The following is a 15,022-nucleotide window of genomic DNA, read 5'->3' as shown; positions in this document are numbered from 1 at the left end:
AAACCGTCGGCGCCCAGCGATGCTCGCCTTGTTCGCATCCCCGCTACGCGGGGCCCCTGCTCAGTGGCTCGCATCGCTACTCCCACTCCAGCGCGCCTTTCATCCATTCGTAGATGAAGCCGACCACCAGGATGCCCAGGAACACCATCATCGCTACCAAGCCGAACAGGCCGATGTCCTCCAGGACGATGGCCCACGGGAAGAGGAATGCGATTTCCAGATCGAACAAGATGAATAGGATGGCCACAAGGTAATAGCGCACGTCGAATTTCATGCGCGCGTCTTCGAATGCCTCGAACCCGCATTCGTAAGGGGAGAGTTTTTCCGCGTCCGGGCGGTTGGGTGATAGGAGGTAGCCAAACCCCATGGAAATCGCGCCGACAGCGAGGCCCACGAATACGAAGAGCAAAATGGGGAAATAGTTGGCGAGCATGCTCCACCCCGACGCCTTGGCGGAGGGCGTCTCTTGTTATGGCAATGGATGGGGCAGTTTAGAGGCGCTTGCAGCCAGGTGTCAAGGCCGCAATTTTTTATTTTTCAATTTTAAATCAGGACGTTACGTGATTATCGCGGCTTATTGTCACATAACGCCTGCTTATGTTTGGTGCCGACGATGAGACTCGAACTCATACGGCTTGCGCCACCGCCCCCTCAAGACGGCGTGTCTACCAATTCCACCACGTCGGCTAGTCATGCCGGAACCGGGCCTTGCGCCCGGCCCCGCTTCATTTGGGTATGTCCTGCGCCTTGCCGCCTGCTGGAGGCTGCGGCGGCGCCGGCACCTGGCTGGCGGGCGCTTCCTGTTGCACCGGCACTGCCAGGGGTTTGTGATGCTTGCTCACTGAAAAATAGGTGAGGCCGATACTCGTCAGAAAAAAGACGATCACCAGTATCTTGGTCGCCCGGCTCAGGGCGTTGGCCGCGCCGGTCGCCCCGAACAAACTGCCGGAGGCGCCACTGCCGAAGGCCGCGCCCATGTCGGCACCCTTGCCATGCTGCATGAGCACCAGGCCGATGATGCCCAGGGCAGCCAAAACATGTACGATCCAGACCAAGGTTTCCATAAAGAACGGCTCCCGCGACAGTCAGCGCCGCGCCGCCTTGCAGATGGTGACGAACTCCTCGGCGTTCAAGGAGGCGCCGCCGATCAGGCCACCGTCGATGTCCGGCATGGCGAAGAGCTGGGCAGCATTCGAACCTTTGACACTACCACCGTACAGGATGACCAGGCTTTGTGCCAGCGCCGCGTCGTGGGGCGCAAACAAGCCGCGAATGAAGGCATGCACCTCTTGCGCCTGTTCCGGGGTGGCAGTCTTTCCGGTGCCAATGGCCCACACCGGTTCGTAAGCGATGACACAGTGGCGAAAACCGTCCAGCCCCGCCTGATCCACCACCGCTTGGATCTGGCGTTCCACTACTTGCTGGGTGATACCCTGTTCCCGTTCTGCCAGGCTTTCCCCCACGCACAAAATAGGTGTCAGCCCCGCCTTTTGCGCGGCCACGAATTTGGCCGCCACGGTGGCGTCGTCCTCGCCAAACAGCGCTCGCCGTTCGGAGTGCCCGACGATGACGAAGGTACAGCCAAAGTCCCGGAGCATGGCGCCGGAAACCTCGCCGGTGTAGGCCCCCTTCTCGTACTGACTCATGTTCTGGGCGCCCCACTGGATGGAAGTGTTCTGCAAGGCGAACTGGGCTTGGAATAAATAGGGATAGGGCACGCACACCGCACAACGCACCCCCTCGAGCCCGGTGAGTCCGGCCACTACCCCGTCGAGCAGAGCCTTGTTCTCGACCAGGCTGCCGTGCATCTTCCAGTTGCCTGCGACCAGACGCTCGCGCATCGTGAACCCCGTTTTACAAAGCGGCCTATGGTAGCGGCGACGGCAATCTCGGTCAATCCCGCCAACCCTATGTGCCGGAGTGGGGCGCGGTGTAATAAATCTGTCATCGAACGGATCTAATATGCCCGTCCGAAACACACGCACCACCCAATCTCTCATCAACGAGGAGTTAGCGACAATGAAAAGCACCATCACCCGCACGTTTCTAGCTGCGAGCGCGTTCGCGCTCAGCATCGGCAGCGCCCTGGCCGCCGACATCACCGGCGCCGGATCCACCTTCGCCTACCCTATCCTCGCGAAATGGGCCGAGGCCTACAAGGCGAAGACGGGTATCAGCCTGAACTACCAGTCCATCGGCTCCGGCGGCGGTATCAAGCAGATCAAGGCCAAGACCGTGGACTTCGGCGCCTCCGACATGCCGCTCAAGCCTGACGCGCTGGAGACAAGCGGCCTCATGCAGTTTCCCGTCATCATGGGCGGCGTGGTCCCGGTGGTGAATCTGCCCGGTATCACGGCTGGCCAGATCAAACTGGACGGTACGCTCTTGGCTGACATCTTCCTGGGCAAGATCAAGAAGTGGAACGACCCAGCCATCGCCAACCTAAACAAGGGCGTCCCCCTGCCCGACCAAGCCATCACCGTAGTCCACCGCTCGGACGGTTCCGGCACCACTTTCATCTTCACCAACTACCTGTCCAAGATCAGCCCCGAGTGGAAACAGAAAGTGGGCGAGGAAACCTCCGTGGCGTGGCCGACCGGCCTGGGCGGCAAGGGCAACGAAGGGGTGGCGTCCTACGTGCGGCAGATCAAGGGCGCCATCGGCTACGTCGAATATGCCTATGCTTTGCAAAACAAGATGGCGTACACCCTGTTGCGCAACAAAGAAGGTCACTTCGTCGCACCAAACGCGGAGTCCTTCAAAGCCGCTGCGGCTGGCGCCAACTGGGAGCAGGCTCCAGGTTTCTATGAGATCCTGACGAACGAGCCTGGCAAGCAAAGCTGGCCCATTACCGGCGCAACCTACATTCTGATGCACAAGGTCCAAGGCAATCCGGAGCGGGCCAAGGCCGTACTGAAGTTCTTCGACTGGGCCTACGCCAACGGCGACAATTTGGCACTGGAACTGGACTATATCCCAATGCCGGAAAACGTCGTGAAGCTGGTCCAGAACGCCTGGAAAACCCAGATCAAGGATGCAAACGGCAAGGCGATCTGGTAACTACCGCATGCCCGGATCAAAGGGGCCGAAAGGCCCCTTTTTAGCTGTATAATTTTCGGCGATTTTAACAATGACCGATTCCCTGGCGCAGCGGGACAGGATGCCCGTCGCAGCACTGCCTGCACGAAGGGCGCCTCACACCATGTCAAAAACCATCAGCGACGCGACCCTCAAGCGGCAGCACCTGGCCGACAAGCTGTTTCGCGGCACCACGCGGACCTTTGCCTTTCTGGTGCTGGCAACCCTGATCGCCATTATCCTGTCCCTGGTCCTGGGCGCCTGGCCGGCCATCCAGGCCTTCGGCCCGAAGTTTCTGTTCAGCACCGAATGGAATCCGGTCACGGGTGAATTCGGTGCGCTGGTGCCGATCTTCGGCACTCTGGCCACCTCGGCCATCGCCCTGCTCATCGGCGTGCCGGTGAGCTTCGGCATCGCCCTCTTTCTGACGGAACTGTCGCCGCTGTGGCTGCGCCGCCCCTTGGGCATCGCGGTGGAACTTTTGGCGGGCATTCCCAGCATCATCTATGGCATGTGGGGCCTGTTCGTGTTGGCGCCCACCCTGCAGGACAGTATCCAGCCCTGGCTCATCGACCACCTGGGCCCCATGCCGGTGATCGGCTTCCTGTTCCAGGGGGCGCCCATGGGCATCGGCGTGTTCACCGCCGGCATCATTCTCGCGATCATGGTGATTCCCTTCATTGCCTCGGTCATGCGCGACGTGTTCGAGATCGTGCCGCCCATGCTGAAGGAATCGGCGTACGGTCTCGGTGCCACCACCTGGGAGGTTGTGCGCCACGTGGTGCTGCCCTACACCAAGATCGGCGTAGTGGGCGGCATCATGCTCGGACTCGGCCGCGCGCTCGGCGAAACCATGGCGGTCACTTTCGTGATCGGCAACGCCCATCAGTTCAGCACATCCCTGATGATGCCCGGCAACAGCATCGCCTCCGCTCTGGCCAATGAATTCACCGAAGCCACCACCGATCTGCATGCCGCGGCGCTGATCGAACTCGGCCTGATCCTGTTCTTCATCACCTTCGTCGTGCTTGCCCTGTCCAAGCTGTTGCTGCTGCAGCTTGCGAAGCAGGAAGGCAAGCAAACCTAGCATGATCTCCCTCTACGCCCGACGGCGCTTCGTCAACGCCTTCAACCTCACCGTGTCCCTGCTGGCCATGGCCTTCGGGCTGTTCTGGCTGACCTGGATCCTCTGGACGCTGCTGCGGCTGGGGCTGGGCGGCATCGACATGGGGATCTTCACCCAGATGACCCCGCCGCCCGGCAGCCAGGGTGGCCTGCTCAACGCCATCGTCGGCAGCCTGTTGTTGACCACTTTTGCCACGCTGATCGGCACGCCGATAGGCATTCTGGCGGGGGTCTATCTGGCGGAGTTCGGCCAGGGTAGCCCGCTCGCCGCGCTGACCCGCTTCATCAACGACATCCTGCTGTCGGCGCCCTCCATCGTCATCGGCCTTTTCGTCTATGAGGTGTATGTGGTGCACATCGGTCATTTCTCCGGCTGGGCTGGCGCCTTCGCCCTCTCTCTCATCGTCATTCCGGTGGTGGTGCGCACCACGGAGAACATGCTGAAACTGGTGCCCAACAGCCTGCGCGAGGCGGCCGCGGCCCTGGGCGCGCCGCAGTGGAAGGTGATCACGCTGGTCACCCTGCGCGCCTCCCGCGCCGGCATCATCACCGGCCTGCTCCTGGCAGTGGCCCGTATCGCCGGCGAGACCGCGCCGCTTTTGTTCACCGCCCTCAACAACCAGTTCTGGAGCACCAACCTGAACGCGCCCATGGCCAACCTGCCGGTGGTGATCTTCCAGTTCGCCATGAGCCCTTACGACGACTGGCACAAGCTGGCGTGGGCCGGGGCGTTGCTGATCACGTTCGGTGTCTTGATCCTCAACATCATCGCCCGCGTACTGTTCCGGCAGCGGGGCGTTCGCGGCTAGTCGAGAAACCATGCAAAGCAAACTCACCTCCCTGCCTCCCCTAGACGAGACGCGGCCGCCCCGCATCCAGCCGCCGGCCAAACTCACCGTGCGCAATCTCAACTTTTACTATGGCAAGTTCCACGCCCTGAAGAACATTAACCTTGAGATTCCGGAAAACCGCGTCACAGCCTTCATCGGGCCTTCCGGCTGTGGCAAGTCCACCCTGCTGCGCACCTTCAACCGCATGTATGCCCTATACCCGAACCAGCGGGCGGAAGGTGAAATCATTCTTGACGGCGAGAACATCCTTGATCCACGCCAGGACCTCAACCGGCTGCGGGCCAAGGTGGGCATGGTGTTCCAGAAACCGACGCCCTTCCCCATGTCGATCTATGACAACATCGCCTTCGGCGTGCGCCTCTATGAACGGCTATCCACCCATGAGATGAACGAGCGGGTGGAATGGGCCCTGAAGAAGGCTGCCTTGTGGAATGAGGTAAAGGACAAGCTCAAGCAATCTGGCAACAGCCTTTCTGGGGGCCAGCAGCAACGGCTCTGTATCGCGCGCGCCATTGCCGTCAAGCCGGAAGTGGTGCTGTTGGACGAGCCGGCCTCGGCGCTAGACCCCATTTCCACCGCTCACATCGAGGAACTCATCCACGAGCTCAAGGTGGACTACACCATCGTCATCGTCACCCACAACATGCAACAGGCCGCGCGCGTGTCAGACTACACCGCCTACATGTACATGGGTGAGCTGATCGAATTCGGCGACACCGATACCATCTTCACCACGCCTAAACAGAAGGCCACCGAGGACTACATCACGGGCAAGTTTGGCTGAAGCCAACTGCGCCTGGGGAACGTCTGCCATGGCGCCTTCCCTTCCCCTTGTCCTGTTCGGCGCCTGCGACCGGCACAATCTGGGCGATCTACTGTTTCCGCACGTGATCGCCGCCCTGTTCCCCACGCCACCGCTGGCCGTGGCAGGACTGGTGGCGCGTGACCTGCGCCGCTATGGGGGTCACCTCGTTGAGCCCCTGTCGCAACTGACCACCCGGATCCACGAGCCCTATGTGCTGATACACGTGGGCGGGGAGATCCTGACCTGCTCGGTCGAGGAGGCGGCACTGATGCTCGTCACCCCGGCTGAGCCGGCCACAGCACTCGAGCCGCGGTTGCCGGGGCCCGCGCCGTATGTGATAGACCATGAACGCGCCGGGCGGCAGGCGCGCATCGTGCACTTCGGGGTGGGTGGGTGCGAACTGGACGCCGCCCCGGCGGCGCTGCGCCGCGCGGTGCTGGCGGCCCTCGGCGAGGCAGAGTGGCTCGCTGTGCGTGACCGCCACACGGCACATGTCTTGCGCCGGCACGGCCTCGATTGCGCCCTGGTGCCGGATGCGGCGGTGCTGACCCGGGAATTGTTTGGTCCGCGCATCGCGAGCCGCGCCGCGCGCGGCGAACTGGCCGCCGTAAGACAAAGCTTCCCGGAGGGCTGGCTTGCCGTGCAATTCAGTCTCGATTTCGCAGATGAGGCGAGCCTCGCCGCACTCGCCGCCGCCTGCGATCACCTCGCGGGCCGCAGCGGGCTCCCCCTGGTGCTGTTCAGGGCCGGCGCCGCGCCACTACACGACGATCTCGGGCTTTATTCGGCGGTCTTGAAACGCCTGGCGCCGGGCACGCGGACCCGGCTGTTCCATTCCCTCGACATCTGGGACATCTGCGCTCTCATCGCGGAGAGCCGCGGATTTCTCGGTAGCAGTCTGCATGGACGCCTGCTCGCGCTCATCTATGGATTGCCACGGGCCAGCCTGGGGCTCACTCCACGCCGTCCCCGCAAATTGCGCGCCTTCGTGGAAAGCTGGGAAGTGCCGGGTATGCCCGGCGTGCTACCACCGCAAGAAGCTGCCGTGGCCCTGGCGAGCGCGCTAGACCAGCCACAAGCGGCAAGCCTCGCCCAAGCCACGCGCCTCGCCGCACGCTGCCGCGCCGCCCTGGAAGACTGGATCAGCCGGCTGCTGGCGCGCGTTTGAGGCCGCGCGTCTGCACGAAGCGTTCGAAGGCTGCCGCGTCCAGCGGCGGCGCGGCGAGATGTCCCTGATAGCTGTCGCAACCGGCACCCCGCAGCCAGGTGAGCTGGGCCTCCGACTCCACCCCTTCTGCCAGCACCTTGAGGCCGAGGCTGTGGCCCAGGTTAATGACGGAACGCACGATGGCTGCATCGTCTTCGTCCTCCGGCAGGTGCTGGATGAAAGACTGGTCGATCTTGAGCTTGTCCAGGGGAAAGCGCTTCAGATAAGTTAGGGAAGAGAAACCCGTTCCAAAATCGTCCACGGCCAGTCCAACACCCAGGCCTTTAAGCCGATGTAGCACCGCCGTGGTCCGCGCCACGTCCTGCATGGCGGTGGTTTCCGTGATCTCGATCTCCAAGTGGGCGGCGACAAGTCCCGTGTCATGGAGCACCTGGGCCACCTGATCGGGAAGGGTCGTAAGGGCGAACTGGCGGGCCGATACGTTCACCGCCACCACCAGGCAGTCGAGTCCCTGGTCGCACCAGCGGCGGATCTGGTCGCAGGCCTTGCGCAGCATCCAGATGCCCAGGCGGGTGATCAGCTCGGACTCCTCTGCGAGATGCAGGAATTCCGCGGGTGTCAGCAGACCGCGCCTGGGATGCTGCCAGCGCAACAGCGCCTCCATGCCGATCACGCGGCCACTCGCCACGTCCAGCTGCGGATGGTAAAAGACGCGCAGCTCCCCCAGTTCCTCCGCGTGGCGCAGCTCGTTTTCCAGTTGCAGCCATTCCTCGGCACGCTCGTTCATGTCGCGCGTATAGCACTCGAGGCGGTCGCCGCCATGTTTGTGCGCCCGCTCGAGGGCGGCCTCGGCATTGCGGACCAGAGTCGCACCCTCCTCGCCATCGAGGGGAAAGACACTGATGCCGACACTGGCCGCGAGATTGAACTCGCGTCCAGCCACGTAGAAGGGTTTGCGCATGGCCTCCAGCAGTTTCTCGGCGAGCAGGACCGGTAGCTCCTCTTTCGGATAAGCAGGCAGCAAGACGCAGAAGCGGTCCGCGCCGAAGTGATACAACTTAGCGCCCTGGACATGCTCGCGCTGCGCAGCCAACGTTTCCCCCAACCGTGCGCCGACGGCGCGCAACAGGTCGTCCCCTACCACATGCCCGAGACTATCCACCACGAACTTGAAACGATCCAGGCCTAGTAACACCAGGGCCGCGCGGACGGAGGGACGGTCCGGCGCGTAGAGGATCGATTGCACCGTCTCCTGGAACATGCGCCGGTTGGGCAAATCGGTGACCGGATCGTGATAGGCCTGACGGATGCGACTTTCCTCCGCCAATCGCCGTTCGGTGACGTCCACGACATAGACATGGAACACTTGCAGGTCCGCCAGCCAGTAAAGGTGGCATTCGAGATAGACACCAGGCACCACCTCGTAGGCCTGGAATTCGACCTGGTCCTGCCCACCGCGGAGGATATCCAGCCGCTCCAACAAATCTGGCGGCAGTAGGGAACGCGCATCGTCCTGCGCGGCTCCAATGCGCGCGAGCAGTCTTGTGGTAGCGGGATTGGCGTAAAGCACGGCACCGGAGGGAGACAGGCGAATCACCGGCTGCGGATTGCGCTCCGGAAACTCGGCGAGCAACTGGCGCTCACGCTGCTCGCGCAGATAGCCGTCGATGTAATGGCCAACGAACAAGGAGACGATGAAGATGGCCGCCGCCAATAGCCCCACCATGAGCTGCATGCGCAGCGCCCTTGCCTCCACCTGCCGCACCGCCTGGTCCAGACGGCGTTCGGTGTCTGCAACAATGGCACGCAGGGCCAGATCGATGCGCGCCACCTGGCTACTTGCCCGCGCCAGGGCGGCGCGCGCCGCCCGATGGTCGGGCGGACTTTCGGCGAGGGCCGCCGCCAGCGCTCGCACCGCCTGCCGGAGTTCGGCATAGGCCTGCTCCACCTCGCGGGTTTTAACACTCCCCTGGTGACGCAGCACCTCCAGACCCTGACTGCAACGCCGCTCCATTTCCGCGAAACGCGACTCGGACAGTACGCCATCGACATACGCGGCATAGAGCAGTGCTTCCTGCTCCCGCAGATCGCGTTGCAAGCCAGTCATGGCACGCAGTGCCAAAGCATCCCGCTCCGCCACCGCGAGGGCAGCAGTCCGAACCTGTTCGCCGCTGCGGATCGCCCAGAAGGCCAGGAACAGCCCCAACAGCAGCACCAACAGATAGGCGGCAAACAGACGCGTGCGAAAGCTCAACGAGATGGCCATGGCTGCCTCTCCGGCCGCGGTGCGGCCACGTAGGTGGGATGGATGCGCGCAGAATCAGCTGGCGCTTGCCGCCTGCTCCACCACCTCGGCGATATGACGCGCCCAGCGTTCTACTTGTTGTAGATCCCGGCCCTCGACCATCACGCGCACCAGCGGCTCGGTGCCGGAATTGCGCAGCAGGACGCGTCCCTGGCCACGCAGCTCGGCTTCCGCTTCTACCAGCGCGGCCTGTACGGGAATGCTTTCGCGAAAATCAAAGCCCTTGCCGATCTTCACATTGATCAGGCGCTGCGGATAGAGGGTGACCTCGCGCGTGGCCTCACGCAGAGTCTGGCGCTGGGCGCGCAGCGCGTGCAGTACCTGCAAAGCGGAAATGATGCCATCACCAGTGGTGTGACGGTCACGAATGATAATGTGACCAGAGGATTCACCCCCAAGTTGCCAGCCCTTCTCTTCCAACATCTCCAGGACGTAGCGGTCACCCACCGCGGCACGTGCGAAGGGAATCTTGTGTTTCCTGAAGGCATGTTCCAGGCCGAGATTGGTCATCACCGTACCCACCACTCCGCCCTTGAGCGTGCCTTGGCGGGCACGCTGGCGGGCAATGACGAAGAGCATCAGATCGCCATCGTAGAGCGTGCCGTCGCCGTCTACCATGATCACGCGGTCGCCATCGCCATCGAAGGCGACGCCCAGATCCGCGCCCTGTTCCTTCACCGTGCGCTGCAGCAGTTCGGGGTGGGTGGAGCCGCACCCGGCATTGATGTTAAGACCGTCGGGCTTGACGCCGATGGGGATCACCTCCGCCCCCAACTCATGAAACACATGGGGCGCGATGTGGTAAGTGGCGCCGTGGGCGCAATCCACCACCAGCTTCAGCCCACGTAGATCCATCTCGTTGGGGAAAGTGCTCTTGCAGAATTCGATGTAACGCCCGTCGGAATCCTCCACCCGACGCGCCTTGCCCAGGCGCTCCGCAGGCAGGCACTGCAGGGGTTCATCCAGGGCTTTCTCGATGGCCTGCTCCACGCGGTCCGGCAACTTGAGGCCGCCCGGACCAAAGAACTTGATGCCGTTGTCGGGATAAGGGTTGTGGGAAGCTGAAATGACGATGCCGGCCTGGCAACGCAGGGCGCGCGTCAGGTAGGCCACCCCCGGCGTAGGCATGGGGCCCAAAAGCAGCACGTCCACGCCCGCCGCCGAAAGGCCCGCCTCCAGCGCCGACTCCAGCATGTAACCGGAAATGCGCGTGTCCTTGCCGATGATCACCGACGGACGCTCGCTTGGCAATCGCCGGTCAGCATCGGCAAAGATGCGCCCGGCCGCGTAGCCTAGCCGCATGACGAAGTCGGGCGTAATGGGCTCTTGGCCAACGGTGCCGCGCACGCCATCGGTGCCGAAATATTTTCTGCTCATGCTCCCCATCCTTCCACCGCGGCCACCACCGCAAGGGCCTCGCGCGTCGGTCGCACGTCATGCACGCGCAGGATGCGCGCGCCTTTTCGCGCCGCCAGAAGCGCCGCTGCCACGCTGGCATGCACGCGCGCCTCTACCGATGCCCCGGTGATGCTCCCCAGCATGGACTTGCGTGACAGGCCCGCCAGCACTGGCACGCCCAGGCTCAGCAGGGCCTGAAGCTGCCGCAGAAGCTCCAGATTATGCTGAAGATTCTTGCCGAAGCCAAACCCCGGGTCGATGACGATGCGCTCTTTGGCGATACCCGCCGCCTGCGCTGCGGCGATCCGTTGCGCCAAAAACGCGCGCACCTCCCCCACCACATCGTCATAGTGGGGGTTGACCTGCATGGTGCGCGGCTCCCCCTGCTTGTGCATCAGGCAGACCGCTGCATCACTTGCCGCCACCGCTGCCAGCGCGCCAGGCGCGAGCAGGGCGTTGACATCGTTGATCATGTCCGCGCCGACCGCGAGCGCGGCACGCATCACGCCGGGCTTTTGGGTATCCACCGAGAGTGGCACGCGCGCCTCGCGCAGCCCTTCCAACACCGGCAGCACCCGATCGAGCTCCTCGCCCTCGGAAACCGGGACTGCTCCCGGACGGGTCGATTCGCCGCCGATGTCCAGCAGATCCGCCCCTTGCGCCACGAGCTCCAGCCCATGCGCCACGGCGCGGGCGGCGTCGAAGAAATGCCCGCCGTCGGAAAACGAATCGGGCGTCACGTTGACGATGCCCATGATCAAGGGGCGGTCGAGGGAAAGCGTGAAGCGGCCGCAGCGCAGCATGGAAAAAGTGTTCGCGATGTGGCAACTCAGAACTGCCGGGTGGCCGCCACCTCCGCCGCCCGCCACGTGCAGTTCTTGCCAGGCTAGGCTTCTTCCGCCGGCTTGGTGGTGGGGGCTGCGGCGCTGGGCGGAGCCTTGTCGGCCGGCGTGGACACCGGCGGCACGGGCTTGGGCGGACGCGGTGCACGCCCTGCCATGATGTCGTTCACCTGGTCCGCATCGATGGTCTCCCACTCCAGCAGGGCTTGGGCCATCATTTCCACCTTGTCGCGGTTCTCCTCGATCAGCCGACGCGCCAGCGCATACTGCTGATCGATGATGCGGCGAATCTCCGCATCCACCTTCTGCATGGTGGCCTCGGACACATTCTTGTGGGTAGTAATGGAACGGCCTAGGAAGACTTCGCCCTCGTTCTCCCCATACACCATGGTGCCGAGATTTTCGGACATGCCCCACTCCGTCACCATGCGCCGCGCCAGCTCGGTGGCACGCTGGAAATCATTGGAAGCGCCGGTGGTCATCTGGTTCATGAACACTTCTTCCGCAATGCGCCCGCCGAACAGCACGGCGATGTTCTGCAGGATGGTTTCGCGGTCCATGCTGTAGCGGTCCTCAGTGGGCAGCTGCATGGTCACACCCAGGGCACGACCGCGCGGGATGATGGTGACCTTGTGCACCGGGTCTGTCTTGGGCAAAAGCTTGGCCACCACCGCGTGCCCCGCCTCATGGTAGGCGGTGTTGCGCCGCTCATGCTCCGGCATGACGATGGACTTACGCTCCGCACCCATGATGATCTTGTCCTTGGCGCGCTCGAAGTCCTCCATGTCCACCAGGCGCTTGTTGGCACGCGCGGCGAACAAGGCCGCTTCGTTGACCAGGTTGGCCAGATCCGCGCCAGAAAAGCCCGGCGTCCCCCGCGCCAGCACGTCGGCACGCACATCGGGCGCGATGGGCACCTTGCGCATGTGCACCATGAGGATCTGCTCACGGCCACGAATGTCCGGCAGCGGCACCACCACCTGCCGGTCGAACCGGCCAGGTCGCAGCAGCGCCGGGTCGAGCACATCCGGGCGGTTGGTGGCGGCGATCACGATCACGCCGGAATTGGCCTCGAAGCCATCCATTTCTACCAGGAGCTGGTTCAGGGTCTGCTCGCGCTCGTCGTTGCCGCCGCCCAGGCCCGCACCCCGTTGACGCCCGACGGCATCGATCTCATCGATGAAGATGATACACGGTGCGTTCTTCTTGGCCTGCTCGAACATGTCGCGCACACGCGCCGCGCCCACGCCGACGAACATCTCCACGAAGTCGGAGCCGGAGATGGAGAAGAAAGGCACCTTGGCCTCGCCCGCGATCGCCTTGGCGAGCAAGGTCTTGCCGGTGCCGGGGGAACCCACCATGAGCACGCCGCGCGGAATGCGACCACCCAGTTTCTGGAAACGGCCGGGATCGCGGAGAAACTCCACCAGTTCCGCCACTTCCTCCTTGGCCTCGTCGCAACCGGCGACATCGGCGAAGGTCACGGTATTGGCCGACTCATCCAGCATGCGCGCGCGACTCTTGCCGAAGGAGAAGGCGCCGCCCTTGCCCCCACCCTGCATCTGACGCATGAAAAAGATCCAGACGCCGATGAGAAGCAGCATCGGGAACCAGGAGATGAAGATGCTGGTGAGCATCGACGGTTCCTCGGGCGGCTTGGCATCGACGCGGACGTTGTGTTTGAGAAGGTCATCCACCAGCCACAAGTAGTTGGACGGGGCATAGGTGGTGAAGGTGGTGCCATCGGTACGCCGGCCCTTGATGGTGTTGCCCTCGAGCTGGACGCGCTCGATCGCTCCAGACTTCACCTCCTGCACGAAGGCCGAGAATTCCATGTGGCTGGCGACCACGCGCCGCTGGCCGAACTGCTGGAACACCATCATCAGCACCATGCCGATGATGAGCCAGATGGCGACGGTTTTGAACATGTTATTCAAGAGGGTACCCCGCTATGCAAAAAACTGGACCGACTCGGTCATTCTAAACCCATTCCCCACCCCGTGGGACGCTCATAAAGCACCGCGGGGCTGGCGCGCCAGGAGATAAACCTCCCGGCTGCGTGGACGGGACGACTGCGGCTTACGCAACTCAACCCGCGAAAAGCGCCGCCGTGCCTCGCTGACGAAGGCTTCGAACCCAGATCCCTGGAAAAGTTTTACCAGAAAGACCCCATCCGCCTTGAGCCATTGCAGGGCGAACGCCATGGCAAGTTCCGCCAGATGTTGGCTCTTCGCCTGGTCCGCGATGCCAATGCCGCTGATATTGGGCGCCATGTCGGACATTACAAGGTCGATCGGGCGGCCTGCCAGGCGCTGCTCCAGAACCTCCTGCACCGCCTGCTCGGTGAAATCGCCCTGGATGAACTCCACCCCGGGCAGGGGCGGCATCGCCATCAGGTCCAGGGCCAGGACGCGGCCGGTGCGCCCGACTTTCTGCGCAGCCACCTGGCTCCAACCCCCCGGCGCAGCACCCAGATCCACCACCAGCGCGCCTGGCTTCAAAAGGCGATCGCGCGCGTCGATTTCCAGGAGCTTGAACGCCGCGCGCGAGCGGTAGCCGAGCTTCTTGGCCTGCTGGACGAAGGGATCGCGGACATGGCTGGCCATCCAGGCCTTACTGGTCTTGCTGCGCTTCATGCTATAGACTTACGGTCTTTTCCCGTGTCACCACACACCCAGATGCTTGCGCTGACCTCCGCCCAACGCCGCTTCTTGCGCGCCCGCGCCCACGGCTTGGCGCCCGTTGTATTGCTAGGCGCGGCGGGCTTGAGCGAAGCCGTGCTACGGGAAATCGACGCCAACCTCAAGGCCCATGAGCTGATCAAGATCAAGGTGGCAGGGGAAGACCGCGACATGCGCGCCCACCTGCTGGAAACCATTTGCCAGACGCTCAACGCTCAAGCCGTCCAGCACATCGGTAAGATCCTGGTCATTTACCGTCCGGCTACCAAGCCTCGCCTGGCGCTACCGGCCTGACTGCGCAGCCTCAGCGGCTGCGCAGCACCAGCACCAAGCCGAGCAGGCTCTGGATGACGAACAGCACGCTGGCAATCCCGTGCCAGCGGGCGAAACGGTCCGCCACCACACCGTGCATGACGTCCGCCGGCCCGCCCTTGAGCTTGAGTCCTTCGAGAATCGGCTGGATGCCAAAGTGGCCGACAAGGGTCAGTCCCAGCATGGCCAACACCACCCAGAATACCAGCTGCCTGAGCGCTGCCGCACCATGCGCAATGAGACGGTAGAGGAGCAAATAAACCCCGCAGGCCATGCCTAGATAGGCGGTGACGGTGAACATCCGGCCTGCCAGCATGCCCGCAAGCTGCCGGTCCGACAGGGCCGAGAACAGCGTAGGCGCCGCGATGAAGCCAATCGCCCACAGGCTGCCCACCCAGAGCACCACGGCGATGGCAGCGAGTTTCTGGAAGTTGTTCATGCCGCGCCCACACCCCTA

At 63.3% G+C, this 15,022-nt stretch carries 15 protein-coding genes and 1 tRNA gene; 6 read left to right on the top strand and 10 right to left on the bottom strand.

Features of this window, described 5'->3' with window-relative positions:
- Positions 1 to 76: 76 nt before the first annotated feature.
- From V6E02_RS12030 to tpiA, 4 genes are all read right to left on the bottom strand, one after another.
- Entirely contained in the window at positions 77 to 433 is a 357-nt protein-coding gene (locus V6E02_RS12030; RefSeq protein ID WP_347309049.1) for an NADH-quinone oxidoreductase subunit A, read from the bottom strand.
- Positions 434 to 602: 169 nt separating this feature from the next.
- A tRNA-Leu gene (locus tag V6E02_RS12025) sits at positions 603 to 687 on the bottom strand.
- A gap of 38 nt (positions 688 to 725) precedes the next feature.
- Complete coding sequence (secG, locus tag V6E02_RS12020; RefSeq protein WP_347309048.1) at positions 726 to 1,064, bottom strand: preprotein translocase subunit SecG; 339 nt, start codon at positions 1,062 to 1,064, stop codon at positions 726 to 728.
- Positions 1,065 to 1,085: 21 nt separating this feature from the next.
- Positions 1,086 to 1,841, bottom strand: coding sequence for a triose-phosphate isomerase (tpiA, locus tag V6E02_RS12015; protein ID WP_347309047.1), 756 nt, complete (start codon positions 1,839 to 1,841; stop codon positions 1,086 to 1,088).
- A gap of 178 nt (positions 1,842 to 2,019) precedes the next feature.
- Here tpiA and pstS point away from each other — a divergent pair, with 178 nt between their 5' ends.
- The 5 genes from pstS to V6E02_RS11990 all read left to right on the top strand — a co-directional run bounded on the left by pstS (position 2,020) and on the right by V6E02_RS11990 (position 7,027).
- Positions 2,020 to 3,060, top strand: a complete 1,041-nt coding sequence (gene pstS, locus V6E02_RS12010; RefSeq protein ID WP_347309046.1) for a phosphate ABC transporter substrate-binding protein PstS — start codon at positions 2,020 to 2,022, stop codon at positions 3,058 to 3,060.
- Positions 3,061 to 3,202: 142 nt separating this feature from the next.
- Positions 3,203 to 4,165 carry a phosphate ABC transporter permease subunit PstC gene (gene pstC, locus V6E02_RS12005; protein WP_347309045.1) on the top strand — a complete coding sequence of 321 codons (963 nt, stop codon included), beginning with the start codon at positions 3,203 to 3,205 and terminating at the stop codon, positions 4,163 to 4,165.
- 1 nt (position 4,166) lies between these two features.
- Entirely contained in the window at positions 4,167 to 5,012 is an 846-nt protein-coding gene (gene pstA, locus V6E02_RS12000; protein WP_347309044.1) for a phosphate ABC transporter permease PstA, read from the top strand.
- A gap of 10 nt (positions 5,013 to 5,022) precedes the next feature.
- The gene (gene pstB / locus V6E02_RS11995; protein ID WP_347309043.1) at positions 5,023 to 5,838 is read left to right on the top strand and encodes a phosphate ABC transporter ATP-binding protein PstB; all 816 of its coding nucleotides are present in this window, start codon (positions 5,023 to 5,025) and stop codon (positions 5,836 to 5,838) included.
- A 28-nt stretch (positions 5,839 to 5,866) separates the two neighbouring features.
- A complete protein-coding gene (locus V6E02_RS11990; RefSeq protein ID WP_347309042.1) occupies positions 5,867 to 7,027 on the top strand; it encodes a polysaccharide pyruvyl transferase family protein in 1,161 nt (386 codons plus the stop codon).
- On the opposite strand, the gene V6E02_RS11985 is transcribed toward V6E02_RS11990, so the two are convergent.
- The 5 genes from V6E02_RS11985 to V6E02_RS11965 form a co-directional block, all read right to left on the bottom strand.
- Positions 7,002 to 9,293: a putative bifunctional diguanylate cyclase/phosphodiesterase gene (locus V6E02_RS11985; RefSeq protein ID WP_347309041.1), complete on the bottom strand. Its 2,292-nt coding sequence runs from the start codon at positions 9,291 to 9,293 to the stop codon at positions 7,002 to 7,004. The two genes, V6E02_RS11990 and V6E02_RS11985, sit on opposite strands and share 26 nt — an antisense overlap.
- 54 nt (positions 9,294 to 9,347) lie before the next feature.
- Entirely contained in the window at positions 9,348 to 10,709 is a 1,362-nt protein-coding gene (gene glmM / locus V6E02_RS11980) for a phosphoglucosamine mutase (protein ID WP_347309040.1), read from the bottom strand.
- The gene (gene folP / locus V6E02_RS11975) at positions 10,706 to 11,551 is read right to left on the bottom strand and encodes a dihydropteroate synthase (RefSeq protein WP_347309050.1); all 846 of its coding nucleotides are present in this window, start codon (positions 11,549 to 11,551) and stop codon (positions 10,706 to 10,708) included. The genes glmM and folP overlap by 4 nt, the downstream gene beginning before the upstream one ends.
- 65 nt (positions 11,552 to 11,616) lie before the next feature.
- Positions 11,617 to 13,500, bottom strand: coding sequence for an ATP-dependent zinc metalloprotease FtsH (gene ftsH, locus V6E02_RS11970; protein ID WP_430626802.1), 1,884 nt, complete (start codon positions 13,498 to 13,500; stop codon positions 11,617 to 11,619).
- Positions 13,501 to 13,581: 81 nt separating this feature from the next.
- Positions 13,582 to 14,208 (bottom strand): RlmE family RNA methyltransferase, encoded by a 627-nt coding sequence (locus V6E02_RS11965; protein WP_347309038.1) that lies wholly within the window; start codon positions 14,206 to 14,208, stop codon positions 13,582 to 13,584.
- Between the two features lie 24 nt (positions 14,209 to 14,232).
- On the opposite strand from V6E02_RS11965, the gene yhbY reads away from it, so the two are divergent.
- Complete coding sequence (yhbY, locus tag V6E02_RS11960; RefSeq protein WP_347309037.1) at positions 14,233 to 14,547, top strand: ribosome assembly RNA-binding protein YhbY; 315 nt, start codon at positions 14,233 to 14,235, stop codon at positions 14,545 to 14,547.
- Positions 14,548 to 14,557: 10 nt separating this feature from the next.
- Here the strand turns inward: yhbY and V6E02_RS11955 are convergent, their stop codons facing one another.
- Positions 14,558 to 15,004, bottom strand: coding sequence for a DUF4149 domain-containing protein (locus V6E02_RS11955; protein ID WP_347309036.1), 447 nt, complete (start codon positions 15,002 to 15,004; stop codon positions 14,558 to 14,560).
- Positions 15,005 to 15,022 lie beyond the last annotated feature (18 nt).

Source organism: Thiobacter sp. AK1, from assembly GCF_039822265.1.
GTDB lineage: Bacteria > Pseudomonadota > Gammaproteobacteria > Burkholderiales > Thiobacteraceae > Thiobacter > Thiobacter aerophilum.
This window is presented reverse-complemented; position numbering and strand designations above follow the sequence as displayed.